General features: G+C 66.1%; 19 protein-coding genes. 12 read left to right on the top strand and 7 right to left on the bottom strand.

All coding sequences use genetic code 11. The annotated features are described in order from the left end of the window. The first annotated feature begins 91 nt into the window (after positions 1-91). A complete protein-coding gene (locus AC5W54_RS17120) occupies positions 92-1,006 on the top strand; it encodes a LysR family transcriptional regulator (protein ID WP_495963309.1) in 915 nt (304 codons plus the stop codon). Here AC5W54_RS17120 and AC5W54_RS17115 read toward each other — a convergent pair. After that, positions 993-2,609: an ATP-binding protein gene (locus tag AC5W54_RS17115; RefSeq protein ID WP_495963308.1), complete on the bottom strand. Its 1,617-nt coding sequence runs from the start codon at positions 2,607-2,609 to the stop codon at positions 993-995. The two genes, AC5W54_RS17120 and AC5W54_RS17115, sit on opposite strands and share 14 nt — an antisense overlap. A 3-nt stretch (positions 2,610-2,612) precedes the next feature. After that, positions 2,613-3,326, bottom strand: a complete 714-nt coding sequence (locus AC5W54_RS17110) for a winged helix-turn-helix domain-containing protein (RefSeq protein ID WP_110282716.1) — start codon at positions 3,324-3,326, stop codon at positions 2,613-2,615. 355 nt (positions 3,327-3,681) lie between these two features. Between AC5W54_RS17110 and AC5W54_RS17105 the strand changes: the two genes are divergently transcribed. The 5 genes from AC5W54_RS17105 to AC5W54_RS17085 all read left to right on the top strand — a co-directional run bounded on the left by AC5W54_RS17105 (position 3,682) and on the right by AC5W54_RS17085 (position 9,769). Further along, the gene (locus tag AC5W54_RS17105; protein ID WP_495963307.1) at positions 3,682-6,564 is read left to right on the top strand and encodes a ribonucleoside-diphosphate reductase subunit alpha; all 2,883 of its coding nucleotides are present in this window, start codon (positions 3,682-3,684) and stop codon (positions 6,562-6,564) included. A gap of 196 nt (positions 6,565-6,760) precedes the next feature. Further along, positions 6,761-8,017 (top strand): ribonucleotide-diphosphate reductase subunit beta, encoded by a 1,257-nt coding sequence (locus AC5W54_RS17100; RefSeq protein WP_495963306.1) that lies wholly within the window; start codon positions 6,761-6,763, stop codon positions 8,015-8,017. A gap of 252 nt (positions 8,018-8,269) precedes the next feature. Further along, positions 8,270-8,575, top strand: a complete 306-nt coding sequence (locus AC5W54_RS17095; RefSeq protein WP_495963305.1) for a hypothetical protein — start codon at positions 8,270-8,272, stop codon at positions 8,573-8,575. Between the two features lie 364 nt (positions 8,576-8,939). Beyond that, complete coding sequence (locus tag AC5W54_RS17090; RefSeq protein WP_495963304.1) at positions 8,940-9,152, top strand: DUF3565 domain-containing protein; 213 nt, start codon at positions 8,940-8,942, stop codon at positions 9,150-9,152. A gap of 29 nt (positions 9,153-9,181) precedes the next feature. Further along, complete coding sequence (locus AC5W54_RS17085; protein WP_495963303.1) at positions 9,182-9,769, top strand: DNA polymerase ligase N-terminal domain-containing protein; 588 nt, start codon at positions 9,182-9,184, stop codon at positions 9,767-9,769. Positions 9,770-9,832: 63 nt separating this feature from the next. Here AC5W54_RS17085 and AC5W54_RS17080 read toward each other — a convergent pair whose 3' ends face one another. Next, positions 9,833-10,012: a PLDc N-terminal domain-containing protein gene (locus AC5W54_RS17080; protein WP_495963302.1), complete on the bottom strand. Its 180-nt coding sequence runs from the start codon at positions 10,010-10,012 to the stop codon at positions 9,833-9,835. A 269-nt stretch (positions 10,013-10,281) separates the two neighbouring features. Between AC5W54_RS17080 and AC5W54_RS17075 the strand changes: the two genes are divergently transcribed. Both AC5W54_RS17075 and AC5W54_RS17070 read left to right on the top strand, forming a co-directional pair. Beyond that, positions 10,282-10,923, top strand: coding sequence for a DUF1326 domain-containing protein (locus AC5W54_RS17075; RefSeq protein ID WP_495963301.1), 642 nt, complete (start codon positions 10,282-10,284; stop codon positions 10,921-10,923). 104 nt (positions 10,924-11,027) lie between these two features. Beyond that, a complete protein-coding gene (locus AC5W54_RS17070; protein ID WP_495963300.1) occupies positions 11,028-11,837 on the top strand; it encodes a DUF2182 domain-containing protein in 810 nt (269 codons plus the stop codon). Here AC5W54_RS17070 and AC5W54_RS17065 read toward each other — a convergent pair. Beyond that, entirely contained in the window at positions 11,834-12,508 is a 675-nt protein-coding gene (locus AC5W54_RS17065; protein ID WP_495963299.1) for a cupin domain-containing protein, read from the bottom strand. The genes AC5W54_RS17070 and AC5W54_RS17065 overlap by 4 nt on opposite strands. 193 nt (positions 12,509-12,701) lie before the next feature. Between AC5W54_RS17065 and AC5W54_RS17060 the strand changes: the two genes are divergently transcribed. After that, entirely contained in the window at positions 12,702-14,519 is a 1,818-nt protein-coding gene (locus AC5W54_RS17060) for a monovalent cation:proton antiporter-2 (CPA2) family protein (protein WP_495963298.1), read from the top strand. A 7-nt stretch (positions 14,520-14,526) separates the two neighbouring features. On the opposite strand, the gene AC5W54_RS17055 is transcribed toward AC5W54_RS17060, so the two are convergent. From AC5W54_RS17055 to AC5W54_RS17045, 3 genes are all read right to left on the bottom strand, one after another. Further along, positions 14,527-16,818 (bottom strand): ATP-dependent DNA helicase, encoded by a 2,292-nt coding sequence (locus AC5W54_RS17055; RefSeq protein WP_495963297.1) that lies wholly within the window; start codon positions 16,816-16,818, stop codon positions 14,527-14,529. Further along, the gene (locus AC5W54_RS17050; protein WP_495963296.1) at positions 16,815-18,518 is read right to left on the bottom strand and encodes a VRR-NUC domain-containing protein; all 1,704 of its coding nucleotides are present in this window, start codon (positions 18,516-18,518) and stop codon (positions 16,815-16,817) included. Before AC5W54_RS17050 ends, AC5W54_RS17055 begins: the two co-directional genes overlap by 4 nt. Before the next feature lie 696 nt (positions 18,519-19,214). Next, positions 19,215-19,685, bottom strand: coding sequence for a hypothetical protein (locus AC5W54_RS17045; RefSeq protein ID WP_495963295.1), 471 nt, complete (start codon positions 19,683-19,685; stop codon positions 19,215-19,217). Between AC5W54_RS17045 and AC5W54_RS17040 the strand changes: the two genes are divergently transcribed. Genes AC5W54_RS17040 through AC5W54_RS17030 form a run of 3 tightly spaced genes read left to right on the top strand, consistent with a single transcriptional unit; the run spans position 19,663 to position 22,336 of the window. After that, positions 19,663-20,709 (top strand): iron-containing redox enzyme family protein, encoded by a 1,047-nt coding sequence (locus AC5W54_RS17040; protein ID WP_495963294.1) that lies wholly within the window; start codon positions 19,663-19,665, stop codon positions 20,707-20,709. The two genes, AC5W54_RS17045 and AC5W54_RS17040, sit on opposite strands and share 23 nt — an antisense overlap. 29 nt (positions 20,710-20,738) lie before the next feature. Beyond that, positions 20,739-21,449, top strand: coding sequence for a 2OG-Fe dioxygenase family protein (locus AC5W54_RS17035; protein ID WP_495963293.1), 711 nt, complete (start codon positions 20,739-20,741; stop codon positions 21,447-21,449). Between the two features lie 29 nt (positions 21,450-21,478). After that, on the top strand, positions 21,479-22,336 hold the full coding sequence (locus AC5W54_RS17030) for a ThiF family adenylyltransferase (RefSeq protein ID WP_495963292.1): 858 nt from the start codon (positions 21,479-21,481) through the stop codon (positions 22,334-22,336). Positions 22,337-22,566: the final 230 nt, after the last annotated feature.

The raw sequence follows: 22,566 nt of genomic DNA, 5'->3' as shown, positions 1-22,566 counted from the left end.
TCTTCATGAATGATGCAACGAAGTCTCGCTGGCCCCAGCTAGTGAATCAAACTAAACTTCCTAATCTTGAAGATGAAATTGGTTCACTCATATGCTCGAGCTCCGCCATCTGCGCACCCTCGTCGCCCTGCGCGACGCCGGCTCCCTGGTCGAGGCCGCCGAGCGCGTGCACCTGACCCAGTCGGCCCTGTCTCACCAGATCAAGGACCTGGAGGAGCGCCTGGGCACCCCGCTGTTCGTGCGCAAGACCCGCCCGGTGGAGTTCACCCGGGCCGGACAGCGGCTGCTCGCCCTGGCCGAGCAGGTGCTGCCCCAGGTGCGCATGGCCGAGCGCGACCTGGCCCGCCTGGCCGGGAACGAGCAGGGTCGCCTGCACATGGCCATCGAATGCCACAGCTGCTTTCAGTGGCTGATGCCCACCATCGATCACTTCCGAGACCACTGGCCGGAAGTCGAGATCGACATTCCCGGCGGTCACCACTTCGACCCGCTGCCGGCCCTGGCCCGGGAGCAGCTCGATCTGGTGATCACCGCCGATCCCCAGCCACTGGCGGGAATATTCTACGAGCCGTTGTTCCGCTACGAGGGGCTGCTCGCGGTGGCCCGCCAACACCCCCTGGCGAGCAAATCCTTCGTGCGCCCCGAGGACCTCGCCGAGGAGACCCTGATCACCTACCCGGTGGAGCATTCGCGGCTGGACGTCTTCACCCAGTTCCTCGACCCCGTGGGGGTGAGGCCCAAGGAAGTCCGCACCGCCGAGCTGACGATCATGATGATGCAGCTGGTGGCCAGCGGCCGGGGGGTCTGCGCCCTGCCCAACTGGGCACTGACCGAGTACCTGGAGCGCAGCTACGTGAGCGCCGTGGCGCTCGGCGAGAAGGGAGTGTGGAGCACGCTGTTCGCGGCGATTCGCGAGGAGAGCCGTGACGCCCCCTGGATGGAGGACTTCCTGCGCACCGCCCGGGAAACGTCGTTCGCGGTACTCGAGGGCATCAAGCCGGCGTGACGGGGCGACGCGGCAGCAACAGGGTGAAACGGGCACCGCCCAGTTGCGGGCTGTCGTCGACCGCGACGCTGCCCCCGTGCCAGGTCATCACCTTCTGCACGATGGAGAGCCCCAGGCCGTAGCCCCCGGAGCTGCGGGTGCGGCTGTCGTCGAGGCGGGCGAAGGGCTTGAAGACCTCCAGGCGCTCCGAGGCGGGCACCCCGGGGCCGTCGTCCTCCACGTCCATACGCACCAGGTGCGGCTCGGAATGCAGGCGGATCAGCACCCGGCTGCGGGCATGCCGGCAGGCGTTGGCCACCAGGTTCTGCAATGCCCGCTGCAGGTAACGGGGTTCGGCATCGATCTCTACCTCGGGCCCCTCGGCCAGCTCGAGGCGCAGGTGGCCGTGCAGCGGTCTCAGGGCCTCGATCACCCGGTTGGCCATGGCCCGGCAGTCGACCAGCGAGGTCTCGAGTTCCATGCTGTTGACCGACTCGTTGCCCAGCCGCGCGTAGGTGAGGATCTCGTCGATCAGCCCGTCGAGCTCCTCGATATCGCCATCGATGCCCTCGAGCTGACGGCGGATCGCCGGATCATCGGTCATGTCCTCGACCATCTGCACGGCGAAGCGGATGCGCGCCACCGGGGTGCGCAGCTCATGGGAAACCGCGCGAATCATGTCCTGCTGGGCGCGCAGCAGCGACTGCACCTGGGTGGCCATGCCATTGAAGGCCATGCCCAGCCGCCCCAGGAAATCGCCGCTCTCGACCTTGACCCGGGTGTCGAGGCGGCCGCCGGCGATGCGCGTGGCGGCCAGCTCGAGGCGCGCCATGCGCGCTTCCACGCCGCGCACGATGAGGTAGATGATCACGGCCAGCACGCCGAGCAGGATCAGCAGCAGCAGTAACTGCAGCGCCCCGGGCATCGGCTCGAAGGCCTGCACCGGTCCGATGGCGAGCCAGCGTGCCTCGTTGCCGGCATCCGTCAACTCCAGATAGATCGTGATGGACCAGCGTCCCGGCAACAGGCGAATCACCACCTCGCCTTCGGCCAGCCGCGACAGCTGACGGGCATCCAGCCCTTCCGGCGCCTGGTCGGTCAGGGTCACCGGAATGCCCGCGCCGGAGACCCGCGCCAGGCGCTGCTGGCGTTCGGCTCCCTGCACCTCGGTCAGCCAATCGCCGAACAGTTCGGCGAGTCCGCGCAGCTGTTGCTCGCTCAAGCCCGCCAGATCGATCTCCAGCAGCCAATCGCCGCCGGGCAGCAGCCGCTGCAGACGCCAGCCATGCTCGCCCCGGGAGGTGACCAGTACCCGGCCGTTCTCGAGCCGGGTGCGGTCGAAGTAGTTCAGCATGAGGGTGTCGACGGGATAGAGGGTCGGGGTCATGTCGAGGCGCTCGGCGCGGTGATCCAGCCACGCCTCCCGCTCCTCCTGGGGCAACATCGCGAGTTTCTCGACCAGCAGGCGCATGGGGGGGTCGGCGAGCTGCTCGCGATGGTGCTCACGACGCACCTGGTCGACCATGGCCAGGCCCAGCAGCGCCAGGCCGAAGGTCAACAACAGCGCCAGTGCCAGCAACACATAGACGCGCAGGAAGGTGCTGTCGCCCAGCGCTCGACGCATGGATCAACTGTCCCTGACGAAGAGGTAGCCCTTGCTGCGCACCGTCTTGATGCGGTGCGGCTGGTTGGGGTCGTCGCCGATCTTGGGGCGGATCCGCGAGACACGCACGTCGATGGAGCGGTCCTGGCCGTCGTACTTGATGCCACGCAGCTGGGAGAAGATCTCCTCGCGGGTGAGCACCCGGCCGGCATTGCTGGCCAGCAGCCACAGCAGATCGAACTCGGCACTGGTCAGGTCGATGCGCTCGCCCTCCAGCCAGGCCTCACGAGTGGCGCTGTCGATCTCGAGGTTGCCGAAGGCCAGCCGCGTCTCGCCCCCCGGCTCGCTGGGATCGGTACGCCGCAGCAGGGCGCGCATGCGCGCCAGCAGCACCCGCGGCTGCACCGGCTTGGGCACGTAGTCGTCGGCGCCCATCTCCAGGCCCAGCACCTGGTCCATGTCGTCGGTACGCGCGGTGAGCATCAGGATCGGGCCAGGGTAGTCGGCGCGCACGCGGCGGCAGATCGACAGGCCATCCTCGCCGGGTAGCATCAGATCCAGAATCACCAGATCCGGCTGCAGTGCCAGGATCTGCTCGACGCCTCGTGCACCGTCGGCCTCCAGCGTGACCCGGAAACCGTTGGCCTCCAGATAGTCACGGGTCAGCCCGGCCAGCCGCTCATCGTCCTCGATGATCAGCACATGATCCTGTTCCTGGGGTTCCAAGCTGTCATCCATCCTCTGTATCCATCCTGATGGGCTGGTGATCGGGTACGGCAAGCCACCCGAAGAGGAGTCGCCTACCGCCACTGGCTAAAGGATACCCGAAAACCACGATTTCGCCTTCACGAAACCCGCTGAGTCGGGGACGGAAGGCCCAACCACGCGGCCTGACAGGCCGTCGTGAAACTCCCGCCGGATGGTCACAGGCCATCCACAACTTATCCACTTGATGGGACCACAAAAGCACACTATCTTGTGTTTCGTCACGGCACGCACACCATATACTGTGCCATAGCAACCGCTTCACCCGCTGTCAACAGCGGCTTCACTCGCGTGTTTTTCGACTCTCAGACAGGGACTCTTCGGCGCCATGGATACCACCGCAACCCCGGATCAGACATCCGTCTCCGTCACTGCACCCCGCACCCTGCGCGTCATCAAGCGTACCGGCGACGTGGTGCCCTTCGATGCCGGCAAGATCGCCGTGGCCATGAGCAAGGCGTTCATCGCCGTGGAGGGCGACAACGCCGCCACCTCCTCGCGGGTGCGCGACTTCGTCCGGCACTCGTCGGAGGCCATCGCCCAGGCCTTTCTGCGCCGCATGCCCGACGGCGGCACCCTGCACATCGAGGACATCCAGGACCAGGTCGAGCTGGCCCTGATGCGCGCCGGCGAGCAGAAGGTTGCCCGCGCCTACGTACTCTACCGCGAGGAGCACGCCCGCGCCCGTGCCGCCGCCGGCGATATCGAGAAGCCGCACCCGACGCTGAACGTGACCCTGGCCGACGGCAGCACCCGTCCGCTGGACCTGGGCCGGGTCGAGACTCTGGTGTTCGACGCCTGCGAGGACCTGGCCAACGTCGAGCCGGGCAAGATCGTCGAGGACTCCCTGAAGAACCTCTACGACGGCGTCACCATCGACGGCGTCTCCCAGGCGCTGATGATGACCGCCCGCACCCTGGTGGAGAAGGAGCCCAACTACACCTACGTCACCGCCCGCCTGCTGCAGGACAACCTGCGCCGCGAGGCGCTGTCGTTCCTCGGCGTGGCCGAGGAGGCCACCTACCAGGAGATGGCCGAGCTCTACGCCCCCGCCTTCAAGGCCTACGTGGCCCGCGGCATCGAGTTCGAGCAGCTCGACCCGCGGCTCGCCGAGTTCGACCTCGAGCGTCTCGGCGCGGCACTCGATCACAGCCGCGACCTGGCGTTCACCTACCTGGGCCTGCAGACCCTCTACGACCGCTACTTCATCCACCGGGACGAGGTGCGCTACGAGCTGCCCCAGGTGATGTTCATGCGCGTCGCCATGGGCCTGGCGCTCAACGAGGACGACCGCGAGGCGCGGGCCATCGAGTTCTACGAGCTGCTGTCCAGCTTCGACTACATGGCCTCCACGCCGACCCTGTTCAACGCGGGCACCGTGCGCAGCCAGCTCTCGAGCTGCTACCTGACCACCGTACCCGACGATCTCGACAGCATCTACAGTGCGATCCGCGACAACGCCCTGCTCTCCAAGTGGGCCGGGGGGCTGGGCAACGACTGGACGCCGGTGCGCGCCCTGGGCTCCTACATCAAGGGCACCAACGGCAAGTCGCAGGGCGTGGTGCCCTTCCTCAAGGTGGTCAACGACACCGCCGTGGCGGTCAACCAGGGCGGCAAGCGCAAGGGGGCGGTGTGCGCCTACCTCGAGACCTGGCACCTGGACATCGAGGAATTCCTCGAACTGCGCAAGAACACCGGCGACGACCGCCGCCGTACCCACGACATGAACACCGCCAACTGGGTGCCGGACCTGTTCATGAAGCGCGTCTTCGACGACCAGGAGTGGACGCTCTTCTCGCCGGCCACCTGCCCCGACCTCCACGACCTCTACGGCGCCGCCTTCGAGCAGCGCTATGCCGAGTACGAGGAGATGACCCGTACCGGCCAGCTCAAGCTCTACAAGCGGGTCAAGGCCAAGGACCTGTGGCGCAAGATGCTCTCGATGCTGTTCGAGACCGGCCACCCCTGGATCACCTTCAAGGACCCCTGCAACCTGCGCAGCCCCCAGCAGCATGCCGGGGTGGTGCACTCCTCCAACCTGTGCACCGAGATCACCCTGAACACCAGTGCCGACGAGATCGCGGTGTGCAACCTCGGCTCGGTCAACCTGGCCCAGCACATCGTCGGCGGCGAGATCGACGGCGACAAGCTGAGAAAGACCGTGCGCACCGCCGTGCGCATGCTCGACAACGTCATCGACATCAACTACTACGCGGTGCCCCAGGCGAAGAACTCCAACTTCCAGCACCGCCCGGTGGGGCTCGGCATCATGGGCTTCCAGGATGCCCTCTATGCCCAGGACATCGCTTACGCCTCGGAAGCAGCCGTGGAATTCGCCGACCGCTCCATGGAGCTGGTCAGCTTCCACGCCATCGAGGCCTCGAGCGACCTCGCCGCCGAGCGCGGCCGCTACCAGAGCTTCGAGGGTTCGCTGTGGAGCCAGGGCGTGCTGCCCATCGACTCCATCGAGAGGCTCAAGGCCGAACGCGGCGAGAAGTACATCGAGGTCGACACCTCCGCCACCCAGGACTGGGACCGCCTGCGTGACAAGATCGCCGGCCAGGGCATGCGCAATTCCAACGTGATGGCCATCGCCCCCACCGCCACCATCTCCAACATCTGTGGCGTGACCCAGTCGATCGAGCCGACCTACCAGAACCTCTACGTGAAGTCGAACCTCTCCGGCGAGTTCACCGTGGTCAACGCCCAGATGGTGAATGATCTCAAGGAACGCGGCCTGTGGGACGAGGTGATGATCAACGACCTCAAGTACTACGACGGCTCGGCCCAGCCCATCGAGCGCATCCCCGACGACCTCAAGGCCAAGTACGCCACCGCCTTCGAGGTGGAGCCCAAGTGGCTGGTGGAGGCCGCCGCCCGGCGCCAGAAGTGGATCGACCAGGCCCAGTCGCTGAACCTCTACATCCAGGGCGTCTCCGGCAAGAAGCTCGACGTGACCTACCGCATGGCGTGGTTCCGTGGCCTCAAGACCACCTACTACCTGCGCGCCCTGGGGGCCACCTCGGTGGAGAAATCCACCGTCGACCGCGGCACCCTCAACGCGGTGAGCAATGGCGGGGCCCCGGCGCCCGAGCCGAGCCCGACGCCCGCCGAGCCACGGGGCATCGAGGACTTCCTGACCGGCAAGGGCGGCCAGCGCCCGCCCTCCGCCGGCGATATCGACGAACTGGGCTGCGAGGCCTGTCAGTAACGGCGCTCCGCGCCGGCCCCGGGCTTCGGGCAGCGAGCCGCCAATGGCTCGAAGCCCGAAGCCCGAAGCCCGAAGCCCGAAGCCCGAAGCCCGAAGCCCGAAGCCCGAAGCCCGAAGCCCGAAGCCCGAAGCCCGAAGCCAATATATAGCCACCGGCGTCATGCGTTGACGCCATCAGCGAAGAACAGGACGACTCATGCTGAACTGGGACGAATTCCACGAGGACGAGACCTCCGTCGCCGAACGACCGAGCCAGCCGGCACCGGCCCCCGAGGCCAAGCCGCAACCCACCGTCGCGCCGTCCGCGGCCCCCCCCGAGGTCAAGGAGAGCCGCGGCCACTACCAGGCCCTGGAGAACGGCCGCCTCGAACGCGCCCGCAAGTCGCTCGAGGAGCTCGACGTGGCCGCCGGCCTGGAAGAGCTGGAGATGGGCGCGGCGCGCATCGAGGTCGACGACAAGCAGATGATCAACGCGCGCGCCGACCTCAACCAACTGGTGCCGTTCAAGTATGAGTGGGCCTGGCAGAAGTACCTGGACGGCAGCGCCAACCACTGGATGCCCCAGGAAGTGAACATGAACGCCGATATCGCGCTGTGGAAGAGCCAGGATGGCCTCACCGCGGACGAGCGGCGCATCGTCGAGCGCAGCCTGGGCTACTTCTCCACCGCCGACTCGCTGGTCGCCAACAACCTGGTGCTGGCGCTCTACCGCCTGATCACCAACCCCGAGTGCCGCCAGTACCTGCTGCGCCAGGCCTTCGAGGAGGCGATCCACACCCACGCCTACCAGTACTGCGTGGAGTCGCTGAGCATGGACGAAGGCGCGGTCTTCAACATGTACCGCGAGGTGCCGTCGGTGGCCGCCAAGTCCGCCTGGAGCCTCAAGCATACCCAGTCGCTGGCACGCCCCGACTTCAACACCGGCACCCCCGAGACCGACCAGGAGCTGCTGCGCAACCTGGTGGCCTTCTACTGCGTCACCGAGGGCATCTTCTTCTACTGTGGCTTCAGCCAGATCCTCTCCATGGGCCGGCGCAACAAGATGACCGGGGTCGCCGAGCAGTTCCAGTACATCCTGCGCGACGAGTCGATGCACCTGAACTTCGGCGTCGACATGATCAACCAGATCAAGATCGAGAATCCGCACCTGTGGACGCCCGAGTTCCAGGACGAGGTCACCCAGATGATCCTCGAGGGCACCGAGCTCGAGATCGCCTACGCCAGGGACACCATGCCCCGCGGCGTGCTGGGCATGAACGCGGCGATCATGGAGGAGTACCTGCACTTCATCTGCAACCGCCGCCTGGCCCAGATCGGCCTCAAGGAGCAGTTCCCCGGGGCGCAGAACCCCTTCCCGTGGATGAGCGAGATCATCGACCTGCGCAAGGAGAAGAACTTCTTCGAGACCCGCGTCACCGAGTACCAGGTCGGCGGCGCGCTGAGCTGGGATTGAGCGAAGACCCGGCCGGGGAGCCGCTCCCCGGCGTGACATCAGGAGGCTCGTGATGGTCGACCACCAAGCCCCGATTCTCGACGCACGGCCCCGGCAGGCCGCCGGCGTCCACCGGCCTCCTGCAGGCGGGTCCACGGCTCCCGAACGCTTCGGGCCGATCCCGCCGCCCCCAATGATGACGCCCTGTCCGGCCACGCCGGGCGGGGCGTTTTTCATGGCCCCGGAAAAAGCAGATCAACGGAGGGCAATCCGATGCATGCAACTCGTTCCGTAGCAGCACCTCGCGACTCCCGGGCGTGGCAGTCCGCCCTGGATCGGGCGCTGGCCGCCCACGACAGCGAAGATGCCCTGGCCCACTACCCCCATGTGGCCTTCGCCTTCCCCTCGTCGTCCCCCAACCCCTACTCGCGGGAGTATCCGCTGCTCAACTACCGGGAGCTCAAGGAGTGGGCAAGCTCGCGCGGCTGGCGGGTCCGGCCGGCCCCGGAGCGCGCGCCCGAGGGCGAGGCGTACAGCCCGCCGGTACGCTTCACCCGGCTGGTGAGCCACTACCACTGAGACCGGGCCATCCCCGCCCGTTGCCTCCTCCCGTGAGGGTCCCGGACGGGAGGAGGCGGGGCGCCAGCACGGCGCCCACTCCCCGGGGCAGGCAGGAAGCCTCGTCAGGCCGGCCAGCCTATCCCGGAGGGAGTATTGCCAGACCGCCGCTCTCGTGCCCAGACTATCAGCGTCTTCGAAAATCCCGATCGGCTCGCAGGAGTCCTGCCTTTTCACAAGTGACGGAGAGGAGCCTTCCATGGAGAAGAGCGTCATCAAGCGGATCTATGTCCCCACTCATGTACGCCGGCTACCCAACGGCGAGCGGATCAAGGTGCCCGGCCACTACAAGGCCCCACCCCAGCGCTGACCCTCCAGCCTCACCATGCGCCAGCCCATCGTCGGCTACCACCGCGACGAGGAGGGTCACTGGGTGGCGGAGCTGGCCTGCGGCCACCACCAGCACGTCCGCCACCAGCCACCCTGGACCGAACGCCCTTGGGTGACCAGCGAGGCGGGCCGTCGCTCACGGCTCGGCCTGGCCCTCGAGTGCGTGAAGTGCGACCGGGGCGAGCCCCGGGACGATCTCCTAGACTAGTCGACAGGTCTCGGTCGAGCGCCTCTCCCATGACCAAGCACCACGACACCCTCGAACGCCCCCGGCGAAAGCACGATGCCCGCCGCGAGCAGCACGACGGCGAGCCGATCTTCGTCATCCAGCTTCACGATGCCTCCACCCGGCACTACGATTTCCGCCTCGAGGTCGACGGCGTGCTGAAGTCCTGGGCGGTGCCCAAGGGGCCCTCCACCGATCCGCGAGTCAAGCGCCTGGCCATTCCCACCAAGGATCACCCGCTGGCCTATGCCAACTTCGAGGGCGTGATCCCCGCAGGCGAGTACGGCGCCGGCACCGTGCTTATCTGGGACCGGGGCCACTACCGTAACCTGAAGGAAGGCAAGGATCCGCCCTCGGTCGTCGAGCAGCTCGCCGACGGCCACGCCACTGTCTGGCTGGAGGGCGAGAAGCTGCGTGGCGGCTATGCCCTGATCCGCACGCGGATCGCGCAGGGCAAGGATTGGCTGCTGGTCAAGCTGGACGACGACGCGGCGGACGTTCGGCACGACCCTACCATCACCGAGCCAGAATCCGTCTTCTCGGGGCGCACCCTGGAGCAGATCGCGGCCGACGAGGGGCAGGCACGAGAGGGACATTGATGGCCAGCGCCTCGACACCTCGACAAGCCGTTCCTCCCCGAAAGGAAGAAGCCCGCGGAAGCGCTACCCCTTGGGCCCCAGCAACAGCCAGACGATGAGCCCGATCAACGGGAAGAACAGCAGAATCAGGATCCACAGCAGCTTGGCCACTGGCCCCGCCGAGCTCTTCGCCACCTTGACGATGGCCCAGACCACGATGATCAACCAGATCAGGCCCAGCAGGCCGGTCACTTCGATACCCATACGCAGGCTCCTTTGCAGTTCCATGGGTTGACCGGCCATGGATAGCATATCCCCATGGCCCCCCACAATTGCGGGCCGTCATGCGCCCCGGCGCCAGCCTTTCTCGACGCCCCCCCTGAGTCAAACGGACCGGTTGTGATGAGTTCGGCCCTTACCCTCCCTGCCAACATGTTCCAGACTTAAAGATGGTGACAGGGACGCCGGCCATGTCATCCACCCGCGATGCCTTCATCGCACTGCCGAGCCGCCCAAGGGCGCAGGAGGACGAGATGTCACCCGTAGACTGGAAGATCGAGGCCATCGACTTCACGACCTGCAACTGCGATTTCAGCTGTCCGTGCCAGTTCAATGCCCTGCCGACCCACGGCGATTGCCGGGCTGCGGTCGGAATACGCATCGAACGCGGCCACTTCGGTGATACACCACTCGATGGGACGGTGTTCGTCGGCCTGCTCGCCTGGCCGGGCCCCATTCATGAAGGCGGGGGGCAGGCGCAGCTGGTCCTGGACGAACGCACGACGGAGGATCAGCGCCGGGCGCTGACGGCGCTCTTCAAGGGCGAGGAAACCGAGCCCGGCGCCACCATCTTCAATGTGTTCAGCCATGTGATCGACACCTACTACGAGCCCCTCGTGACGCCCATCGACCTCCAGACGGACGTGGAGGCGCGCACCGGCCGTATCGCCATTCCCGACCTCATCGAGGCCACCGGTGAGCCGATCCGCAACCCCGTGACCGGTGACCCCCACCGGGCCCGGGTCACCCTGCCGGAGGGCTTCGAATATCACGAGGCCGAGTATGGCAGCAGCTCGGTCAAGACCCACGAGGCGCGCATCCCGCTCGAATGGACCGCGGGTCATGCCCACTTCGCCCGCGTCACCTGGACACCACAGGGTGTCGTGCATGCCTGAGTGCAGCGTGAACCGACCCCGCCCGTGCCCAGGGCAGGACGGGGGCGGTGTCTCCGGAGAAGGCCGGGCGCATGCCCCTCGCGCCTGGCCGGGAGGAACGGGTCATGGAACTGGATAGAACCGTGGAGAAGCTCCTGCGCCGCGACCAGTGGGTGGTCCTGGCCCTGCTGGTTGCGGTGATCGCCGCGAGCTGGGCGTATCTGCTGGCCGGCGCGGGCACAGGCATGTCGGCGCTCGACATGACCCGGATGAGCGGGATGGCGACAGCGATGGGCGACATGGCACCGACCGAGACCTGGTCGGCCGGTTACGGAGCGGTGATGTTCATCATGTGGTGGATCATGATGATCGCCATGATGCTGCCCAGTGCCACCCCCATGATCCTGCTGTTTGCCGCGGTGAATGCGCGGCAGCGCAAGGCCGGCAATCGTCACGTGCCGACCACGAACTTCACCCTGGGGTATGTGCTGGCATGGGGTGGTTTCGGCCTCGCGGCCACCGTCCTGCAATGGGCCCTGGTGCGCACCGGGTTGATGGCACCGGGGATGGTCATCGACAGCCAGCTGTTGGGCGCAGGCGTGCTGGTCGCCGCCGGCCTGTATCAGCTCACGCCACTCAAGCGCACCTGCTTGCGGCACTGCCGCCACCCGGTGATGTATCTCGCCTCCCACTGGCGCTCCGGGCGACGGGGGGCGCTGATCATGGGCCTGGAGCATGGTGCCTACTGCCTGGGATGTTGCTGGTTCCTGATGCTGCTGCTGTTCTTCGGCGGGGTGATGAACCTGTACTGGATCGCCGGGCTGGCGCTGCTCGTGTTGCTGGAGAAGACCCTGCCCAGGGGGCATTGGCTCGGGTACGGTGCCGGCCTGCTGCTGATCGCCGGCGGGACCTGGCTGCTGCTGCCTAGTCTCTAGCCGCGCTCGGCGGGGGCCAGGTGCCCCGTCTTGACATAGACGCGGGCCCCCTCCGCCCCGCTGACGGGCGCGTGCCGGCTGCCGGGGGGGCAGCGCAGCCAGCTGCCGGCCGGGTAGCGGCCATGCTCGTCGTGGAAGTCACCCGCCAGCACCAGGATCTCCGCACCACCCCGATATTCCCGGGGGGCGAGGCGAACGCTCGGCTCCCAGCGCTCCAGCACGACGCGCTCGTCCCCGAAATCGTGCAGGGGCAGCACCTCGACACCGCGCTCCCCGCCCGGCCGCCAGGCGAGCGTGTGGGTGTCGACGACCTTCCGCTCGGTGTCGGCCGGCGAGAACTGGTGCAGCTTGACGAAGAGGGTCGCACCCTCGGCGCCGACCTTCGGCGCATGGGCGGTACCGATGGGGTTGCGCAGGTAGCTGCCCGCCGGATAGCGGCCGTGCTCGTCGGCGAACGCGCCTGTCAGGACCAGGATCTCCTCGCCGCCACCGTGCTCGTGGCGGGGAAAATGGCTGTTCGGCGCATAGCGAACCAGCGAGGTCGCGCGGGCCACTTCCTCGCCGATGCGATCCAGCATCATCCGCTCCACGCCGGGCGTGGGTGAAGCCACCCAGCGATAGGCGTCGGGGGTCACCACCGCCCGTCGGGAAAAGTCGGCATTGAGTCGCATGGCGCTCTCCTCTTCTCGGCCCTTTCGGCCCGCCGGCGACGTGACCGCACGGGGCGTTCAGGCTATCGGACCCCGGCATCCCGCTGCACGTTCCCGGGGGACGACTGCCAGGTTGGCCCGCGGCTTGCTTGTCCAAGACAAGCCCCTGATCGGTAGAATGGGGGTTCCCCCCGCCACCCGCAAGGAGTCGCCCTTGGCCATCGGACTGCTGCTCAATGTACTGATCTTCCTCGCCGCGGCGGTACTGATCGTGCCGATCTTCAAGCGCCTGGGGCTCGGCGAGGTGCTCGGCTACCTGGCCGCCGGGGTGGTCATCGGGCCCTCGGTGCTGGCCCTGGTGCCGGACGCCGAGGGGGTGCTGCAGTTCTCCCAGGTGGGCATCGTCTTCCTGCTGTTCGTGATCGGGCTGGAACTCAAGCCCGCCCGCCTCAGGGTGATGCGCAAGGCGGTGTTCGGTTTCGGCAGCCTGCAGGTGGCCGTCACCACCGCTGTGCTCGCCCTGACCGCCGGCTGGCTCGGGCTGCCGCCGGCCGCCGCCCTGGTGGTGGGCTTCAGCCTGGGGCTCTGTTCCACGCCGCTGGTATTGCACCTGCTCGGCGAGCGCAAGGAACTGCAGACGCGCCACGGTCGTCACGGCTTCGCCCTGCTGCTGTTTCAGGACCTGGCGGCGATCCCGGTGCTGGCGGCGATCCCCATCCTCGCCGCCGATGCGCTGATGGCCGACGGTGTCACGCCGCTGCTGCGCGAGGTAGCCCTCGCCGCCGGCGCCTTCGCCGGGCTGATCGTCGGCGGCCGTTACCTGCTGCGGCCGCTGTTCCACTACGCCGCCGCCACCCGCAGCCGCGAGGTGTTCGCCGGCACCGCGCTGCTGGTGGTGATCGGGGCGGCGCTGTTGATGGAGCTGGCCGGGCTCTCCATGGCGCTGGGCGCCTTCATCGCCGGGGTGCTGCTGGCCGACTCGGAGTATCGCCACAGCATCGAGGCCGATATCGAACCCTTCCGCGGGCTGCTGCTGGGGCTGTTCTTCATGGCCGTGGGGATGATGGCCGAGATCGGGCTGCTGGCGGAGATGCCGTTGACGATCCTCGCCCTGACCCTGGGCCTGGTGCTGCTCAAGGCACTCTCCGTCATGCTCGCCGCCCGGCTCTATCGCAGCAGTTGGAAGGAGGCCACCAACCTCGGCGTCCTGCTCTCCCAGGGGGGTGAGTTCGGCTTCGTGCTGCTCTCCACGGCCGCCGCCGCGGCGCTGCTCGACCAGGCCCTGGTCAGCCTGCTGATCCTGGTGATCTCGCTCTCCATGGCGACCACCCCGCTGCTCTTCCAGTTGCACGTCCATGGCCTGCGCCGGCTGTTCGCCCCCCGTGGCACGAAACCGGTCTACGACCGCCCCGCCGACGAGTCGCCGGAGATCCTGATCGCCGGCTTCGGCCGCTTCGGGCAGATCATGGGCCGCGCCCTGCAGGGGCTGAAGATCCCCTATACCGTGCTCGACATCAACGCCGACCAGGTCGAGTTCGTGCGCCGCTACGGCAACAAGGTCCATTTCGGCGACGCCTCGCGCATCGACCTGCTCGAGGCCGCCGGCGCCGGCCGCGCCAAGGTGCTGGTGGTGGCGGTGGGCGACCCCGAGGCCTCGATGCGCATCGTCGAGCAGGTCAAGCGTCGGTTTCCCCACCTCAGGCTCTATGCGCGGGCCAGAAACCGCTACCATGCCCATCTGCTGATGCGCGCCGGGGTCACCCACATCGTGCGCGAACTGCTGCCCGCCAGCCTGGAGCTGACCCGCGACGCCCTGGTCGGCCTGGGCATCCCCCGGGAGCAGGCCCAGCACACCATCGACACCTTCCGGCCCCACGACGAGCAGGCGCTGCTGCGCCAGCTCGAGGTGTTCGGCAACGAGAAGAAGCTGATCCAGACCATCCAGGAGGCGGCCCGGGAGCTCGAGGCCCTCTACGAGGCCGACGAGGACATCGCCACCCGCCTGGAGGAAGTGCCCGACCGCACCCCATGACACGCCCTCAGCCGAGCCGCCACCACGCCGGCAGCCGCGTGCGCACCTCGCGGCGGGCGAAGCGGTCGTCCAGCAGCACCAGCGTGCCGCGGTCCTTGGGGCCACGGATCACCCGGCCGGCCGCCTGCACCACCTTGATCAGGCCGGGAAGGCGGTAGGCGTAGTCGTCGCCGCGGCCGAAGCGCGCCTGAAGCCGCGCCTTGAGCGCCTCGTTGAATGGATCGAAGGGCGGCAGCCCCAGGGTGGCGATGAAGGCGCCGATCAGCCGGTCGCCGGGCAGGTCGATGCCCTCGGCGAAGGCCCCGCCCAGCACCGCGAAGCCGATGCCGTGACCGCCCGGCCGGAAACGCGCCAGGAAGGCGTCGCGCTCGGCCTCGCGCATGCCGCGGGTCTGGGCCCAGGCGGGCACGTCCGGGTGCTGCCGGCGAAAGCGTGCCAGCACCGCCTCCAGGTAGGCGAAGCTGCTGAAGAAGGCCAGGTAGTGGCCCGGCCGTCGCCGATACTGCGTGGCCAGCTCGTCGACGATGGGCTCGAGCGATGCCTCGCGGTCGTTCAGCCGGGTCGAGATGTCGCCACGGATGCGCACCTCGAGCTGCTCGGCGGCGAAGGGCGAGGCCACCGCCTGCCAGACGCTCTCGTCCGGCAGGCCCAGCAGGTCGCGGTGGTAGTGGCCGGGGCTCAGGGTCGCCGAGAACAGCACCGCACAGTGGGCCGTGGCAAAGCGCGGGGCCAGGAAGTCGGCGGGTACCAGGTTGCGCAGACCCAGCCGTGTCCGGCCTCGCCCGCGGCGCGTCAGGTCGCACAGGGAGTGGTCGCCGAACCGCTCGGCCAGCCGACAGAAGGCCAGCGCCTCGAACAGCAGCTCCTGCAGCTCGACGCTCGCCGCCTCCGGATGCTCCGCCAGATGGTCGCTGATGGCGGCGGCGGCCCGTTGCAGGGCCCCCACCAGTCCCCCGGGCAGCGCCGTCAGGATACGATAGCTCGGCCGGCCGTCGGCGCCCTCGTCCGCCGCCCCCGCGTCGCGAATCACCTGCTGCCACTGCCGGGCGACCCGGCCCAGGGGGGTGGCCAGCGCCGGCGGCCCCGAACGGCGCAGCCGGTTGAGCCGCTGCTGATCGAACTCGGCGCTGTACATGCCCCGCGCCCGCTCCACCAGATTGTGGGCCTCGTCCACCAGCAGCCCGAGCCGCCAGTCGTCGGCCCGGGCCAGCCCGTGGAGCAGGGCATGGTCGTCGAACCAGTGGTTGACGTCGCCCACGATCACGTCGCACCAGCGGGCCAGTTCCTGCCCCAGGTAGTAGGGGCAGAGGCCATGGGCCAGCGCCACCTCGCGCAGTGCCTCGCGGTCGAGCCAGCCCCGCGCCACCGCCGCCTCACGTGCCACCGGCAACCGGTCGTAGAAGCCCGATGCCAGCGGACAGGACTCGCCGTGGCACGCCCTGTCGGGGTGTTCGCAGGCCTTGTCCCGGGCGACGAGCTCCAGCACCCGCAGCGGCAGGCCCTCCTGCCCGCTCCCGGTGGTACCCAACCGGGCCAGGGCCTCCAGCGCCAGGCGCCGCCCCGGGGTCTTCATGGTCAGGAAGGCGAGCCGGTCCAGCCCCTGGCGCGGCATGGCCGCGAGCATGGGGAAGAGCGTGCCGAGGGTCTTGCCGATGCCGGTGGGCGCCTGGATCAGCAGGCAACGCCCGGTGGCCGCCGCCTTGTAGACACTCTCCGCCAGCTCGCGCTGCCCGGGCCGGAAGGCGGCATGGGGAAAGACCAGCGCGCGCAGGGCCGCATCGCGATGGATGCGGTGGCCGGCTTCCTGCCCGGCCCAGGCCAGGAAGCGACGGCACTGGGCCTCGAAGAAGGCCTGCAGCGACTCGGCCGTGGCCTCCTCGGTGAGCACCGTTTCCCGGCCGGTGGCGATCTCCAGGTAGACCAGCGCCAGGGTCACCGCCGCGAGGCCCCGCTCGGCACACAGCAGGGCGCCGTAGACCCTCACCTGGGCCCAGTGCAGCGCGCGCTGGTTGGCCGCCATGCGCGACAGGTCGCCGCGATGGGTCTTGATTTCCTCGAGGCGATTGGCCACCGGGTCGTAGCCGTCGGCACGGCCGCCGACGACCAGGCCATCGACACGGCCCGACAGCGGCAGCTCGGTTTCGAAGCACTCGCCGCGGCGGCCGGCGACCAGGGCATGCCCGGCGATTCCCTCCCGGGCGCTGGGCGAGGGGGTGAAGCGGTGGTCGAGATCGCCCTCCCGGGCGGTGAAGTCGCAGAGCGCCCTGACCGCCACCCGATAGCGCGGCGGCTCGCTCACGGTTCGTTCTCCCCACCGGCCCGCCAGGCCACATGACACACCGCCACGGGGATGCCGTGCCCCTGGAGGAAGGCCAGCCAGCGCCGCTGGTTGTCCTGCAGGCGGTCGCCGGGCCCCTTGACCTCGATCAGCCGGTAGCGGCGCCCGGCATCGTCGCCCTCGGGCAGGAACTGGATCAGGTCGGGCAGGCCGGCACGGTTGGCCTTGAGATCGGCCAGCAGCCGCCCGAAGCAGAGGCGCAGGTCGGTCGCCGGGATAGCGGCGAGCGCCTGCTCGAGCAGCGGTTCGGTGAGCACGCCCCAGTGCACGAAGGTCGAGGCCAGTCCCTGTTTCTCGCGCCAGGCGGCCCGGATCGCCTGCCGGTGACTGCCATCCTCGAGCCGGGCGAGGCAGGCGTCGAAGCGCGCCCGACGCCGGGCGACGAAGTCCTCGCGGCCGAGGTCCGCCGGGGCCGCCTGGAAGGGGTGGAAGAAGGCGCCGGGCAGGGGCGCGAAGAGCGCGTCCCAGCACAGCAGGCCGAACAGGCCGGCGACGAGAGCGTTCTCCACGTAGTGCACCGGCGCCTCGTCACGGTGCAGGTGGTCGCGTACCGCGAGTTCCACGCTCACCGCCGGGCCGGGCAGCGCGAGATCCCAGCGCTCGGGCACGGGGACGGGCGCTCGCGGCAGTGGCGGCAGTCCCAGGCGGCGTCGCAGCCGCGGGCGCAGGCGCTCCAGCGCCTGGTGCTCCGGCTCGCCGATCGGCTCCTCGGCAGCCCGCTCGGCGAGCTCATGGGCACGGCCATGCGCTCCCATTCGCTCCAGCAGGCGCAGGCGACGGATGCGCGGCTCGCCCGGTCCGGCCTCGGCGTAGAGGGCAAGCGCCCGCTCGCCCTCACCGGCGCGCTCGGCCGCCACCCCCAGCTGCAGCAGCAGCCGGCTTCGACGCTCCCTGAGCCAGGCATTGTCCCCGGGCACCGCTGGCAGTTCGGCGTGGAGGACGGCAGGCGGTTCGCCGGCCGCCAGCCGCTCGCGCAGGCGGTGCAGCCGCAGGTAGGCGTCGACCTCCTCGCGGCGGTGGAAGGCCCGCGATTCGGGCGGGAAGGCGACCCGTTCGAAGCGCTGCACACCGAGCTCGGCGAGTACGAACTCGGCCCAGTCCTGGCGCAGGTTGCCGAAGAACATCAGCCGCAGCCGGTCGCAGGTCTCCATTACCGTCAGCCGTACCACGCGGTCCGGCGCCCCGGGCCACCAGTCGCTCAGGCGGCGTGGTGTGGTGAGGCGCGGCGCCAGCGTCGAGAACAGGGTCGCCTTGCCGACGGTGCCGGCGAGGCCGGCCGCGGCGATCTCGCCCGCGAGCGCCCGGCGCAGCTCGGCCAGGCGCAGTTGGCGAAACAGTTCGTCGAGGGACAGCTCGGGGTCGGCCTCGACCCAGCCGGCCTCGATCAGGGGAGCGAGCGCCGCAGCCGTGTCGCCGATCTCGCCATAGACGAGCTTCGAGGCGCGGAAATGCTCACCCTTGCGCATCACCATGCGCACCAGCAGCGCCCGGGCGGCCCGCGGCAGGGCTTCGAAGGCCGTCACGAAGGCACGCTCGGGGTCGCCCAGCAGGTCGGCATGGCGCTCGGCCACCCAGCCCAGCACGAAGCGGAAGTTCGTCAGGTAGTAGAAGGGATCGTCGAGGGAAGCCGTTACCGGTCTGGTATCCAAGGAACTGTTCATCTACCGATATTCATCGAAAGTAGTGACTTGCCCGGATTATACAGGATGGCCCGCTTTTTCGGCATGGTCCGCCGATATCCCCCGTCAGCCAGTCACGACCTTGCCACCACATGAGGTAGAGCCATCATCGATATCCACATCGACAGCGAATGCGGAATTTGCCGGTTCCCCTTGGTGGTTACGAGCGCCTCGACTTTCTGATCAAATTATGGCATCCGGAATATCTGGTTGATATTCTCTTACCAGCGGATGGAAACTGCCGCTGACTTCTCCGGATTTTCTGGTTGAAGACCTTTGCTGGCGAACTTTCCGTGAACAACATGGTGGGTTTACAGATTTAAGCCTTCCGCCGGTGCAGCATTGCCATGGCGGATGGTAGAGGAAGATGTCGCTCGGACCGGCTTGCCTTGTAAATACCTATGAAGGTTGTCTAAGAACAGACCCGCGCCTCCTTTACGGGCTTATAGCTCTGGCGTCGACATCCCGGGAAGTATTCGCCCCTGCCGATTTTGTGTGCCTGCTGGGGCCTCGAGCGGCGGAGCCCATCAACCGCGGTGGATCCTGGGATTGGCTCTGTAGGATATCGGCCACTCCCTGCATAAGCTATGGATTACACTTCACTCATCTATTGACCATACGTCATTAATGCAATGACGTACACATGGAGGAGATATCACCCATCGAATAAGCGAATACTTATCTATAGGCTGGGTAAATCAGTTGCGGAGAGCGGGCGGCCTCAATGAGCAAGTGCAGCACCTTACCCATCAGGTAGGTTGCTGTCAGAATAAATGGGGGATGCACATGGCGTATGTGGTAGGAGAAGAATGTGTCAACTGCAAGCACACGGATTGCGTGGATGTATGCCCAGTTGATGCGTTCCGAGAAGCAAGGGATATGCTCGTCATCTGTCCAGATACTTGCATCGATTGTGGCGTATGCGAGCCCGAGTGCCCAGAAGATGCAATATTCTTTGAAGAAGAAGCTGACAAAATCCAGATGGCGTATGCCCATATAAATCAGCGCCTGGCGAAAGAGTCGCCTGAAATAACACAAAGCTTGTCCAGCAGGAACTATAGCGCTGTTGCACTGGCTTGATCCTGCTTTGTTGCGGAATTTTTCGATAAACGCTGGAGGAGGGTAAATGATACAGCTGAGTGACGACATTCCGGATTGGATTGAAAAAAGCGTGTGTCTCCCACCGAAGGACTGGGAGGACTTCAATAACAACTTCAGGTTAAGGAAAAAGCTGAACGAGAGTAGCAGGAAGCTAGCAGACGCAGCTTTTCAGGAGGGTGATTGGAAGGCCCACGAGAAAGTGCATAAATGCCTCGCAGCCATTTACCATCTTGACTTCTCAACTGCTGCCGTTGACAAGATTGATGCCGAGATTCAGCCAATACTTAGGGATATTGCCTCTGTATTGGAAAAGGCAGTGCTCGACTACGAAATCAGCTTGATTCCGGAGTCCAGTCTCGCGGCGTATCCTCGCAATGGCAAGGAGTATGTGAAATGGCTTAAAAAACTGATTTCCAGCCATAAATCTAGTGTTCACCCCGTATACAACGACTACATCTCAGAGCATGCAGATGCCGATGACCTGGCATTCTATCTGATCCAGGAATCCAGCCTGGACCCCCGCCTCGACGACATCCTGGCGCTCATGCAGATCGGCCTGCCTGTCGATCAGAAGCTCGAGCTCGGTCAGAACTATTGGGACGAGATGGGGAATGGAGAGCCTGAAAAAGTGCACTCTCATCTGTTCCAGTCTGCTCTGTATTCCTTGGGCATCAGTGCGCAGCGGATTAAAAACGAGATGCTTCCTGAGGCTCTGGTTCAGGGGAACCTGTCGGCATGCCTCGCCTTGTCACGGCGCCACTACTTCAAAGCAGTCGGCTATTTCGGCGTCACTGAGTACCTTGCGCCAAGACGGTTCAAGCATGTCGTGAAAGCTTGGCGGCGCAATGAACTCCCCGAGGTCGGTATCGAATATCACGATCTGCACATCGTGATCGATACGCAGCATGCAAATGGGTGGTTTAACCATGTCGTTGCGCCTCTCGTCGATGAAGATCCGGCAATTGGCCGGGATATCGCCCTTGGTGCCGCCATTCGCTTGAGTACATCCTCTCGGTATCTGGATCAGCTATTGAAGCACTTCGAGACGAATCGCGAAGCTGCATCTGTATAATAGAATTCCGAGTTTCATGGAGATGCATTATGGCTCTAAATGAGGGCGGATACGCTATCATTGATCTCCCCGAAATTGGGGAGGAATTGATAGAAAGTTTCAACAGGCTTGTGGCGGACCCTTATATCGGGAATGGCAACCGGTACCGCCGGTTCTCTCAATATAAGATGAGTTTCTCTGGCGAGGCGTGGAAGTTCCATCTGCTGCCGCACCGCCCGTACATGACCTTTCCGAAGTACAACAAGGTGGCCGGTGGGATAAAGCGCTACTATGAGCCTCTAGAAGTGGACTTCACACCTTTTATCGACGCGGGCGCCAAGTCGATCCCTCTCGATACGTCTGACGAGTGGCAGATCAACGTACACCAGTACCGTGTGATCACGACTTCGGAGTTGGTCGGTGTCACGGTCCCCGAGGGACCCCATCAGGATGGGCATGATTACGTCATGATCGCCGTCATCCGGCGGAACCGTGTGACAGGGGGCGAGATGAGCCTTCTCCCGGTGGGGGGAGAGGGGGAGGCCTTCTTCAAGACTACTGTGCTGGATGGCCAGGCAGCCCTGCTGGATGACCGGCGCATGTTCCACTATGTCTCCGAGATCGAGCCTGTGGAAGAGGATGGCCACCGAGACATTTTCGTCGTTGCCTTTTCCCGTTGGGCTGATCGATGGCATGGCGACGACTTCGAGAAAAAGGTGGTTGGTAAGAGTGAGCCGTCACCAGCAGCAGAAGTGTCATAATCCAAAACCCATAGGACAGGTGAACAGCAATGGTTCAGTTTGATCGCAACATCCTCTTCAGCCGCATGATTGGTCTTGTGTCGCAGTCCGAGCTGGATGCCCTGGCGGGCAAGCGCGTGGCTGTCCCGGGCTGCGGGGGAACCGGCTTCACGTACGCTGAGTGTCTGGCGCGTATGGGGGTAGGGGCCATCAATATCGCGGATGCCGACACCTTCGGCCCCGAGAACATGAACCGCCAGTTCGGCTGCACCGTCGACACCATCGGCCTGATGAAGTCGCAAGTGCTCTCTGAACGGCTGAAAGCGATCAATCCCGAGATGGATGTGCAGGTGGTCGACTTCCTCTCAGAGGACAACATCGATGAGTACCTGGAGGGCGTCGACGTGGTATGCGATACCCTGGACTTTTTCGTCGCGGCGCCGCGCCGGCTCCTCTACAAGGCTGCACGCGCCAAGGGGATCACGGTCATCATCTGCTGTCCGGTCGCCTTCGGGGTGACGGCGCACGTCTTCGAGCCCGACGGTATCACCTTTGAGTCCTTCTTCGGGATCAATGACGCTCAGTCCGAGACAGAGCAGCTGGTGCGGTTCGGCCAGGGCCTCACGCCGTCCAGCCTGTACAAGGCCTACACAGAGTCTCCGAGCCTGGATTTCGAGGCCAAATCGGTCGCCTCCCTCAGTGCCTCCTGCCTGATGGCCACATCGTTTGGCTCCATGCTGGCGCTTATGAAACTCCTGAATATCGAGCCCGGGCTAAAGCCGACGCCATACTCCTATGAATTCGACCTGCGCGCTGGCGCTTTCAAGGAAAATCTCACCGAGGCTAGTGCCGGCGAGGCCGGGGCCACCGAATCATCGGAGTGTGCGACATCGGTTGGCAGTGCATAACCAGTCATTCGCATAAGGGGCGGTAACGGTGGAAACCATCAGCATTCGTGACTGGGTATTCCAGGAGGCCGAGGGGCGCTACGACATTGATCTAGGAGACAGCAATGTTCTGGTCAAGCCAGAGCGGACACATTTTCAAGCCGCAGCTGCCAATTCAATCTCCCTCGGCGTCTGGTAGCCCAGGGTCGAGTGGAGCCGGCAGCTGTTGTACTCCATCTCGATGTATTCGA

This window comes from Halomonas sp. LMYGS-3 (genome assembly GCF_059509875.1).
Note: the sequence above shows the minus strand (reverse complement) of the source record. Positions and strands in the feature narration are given on the sequence as shown.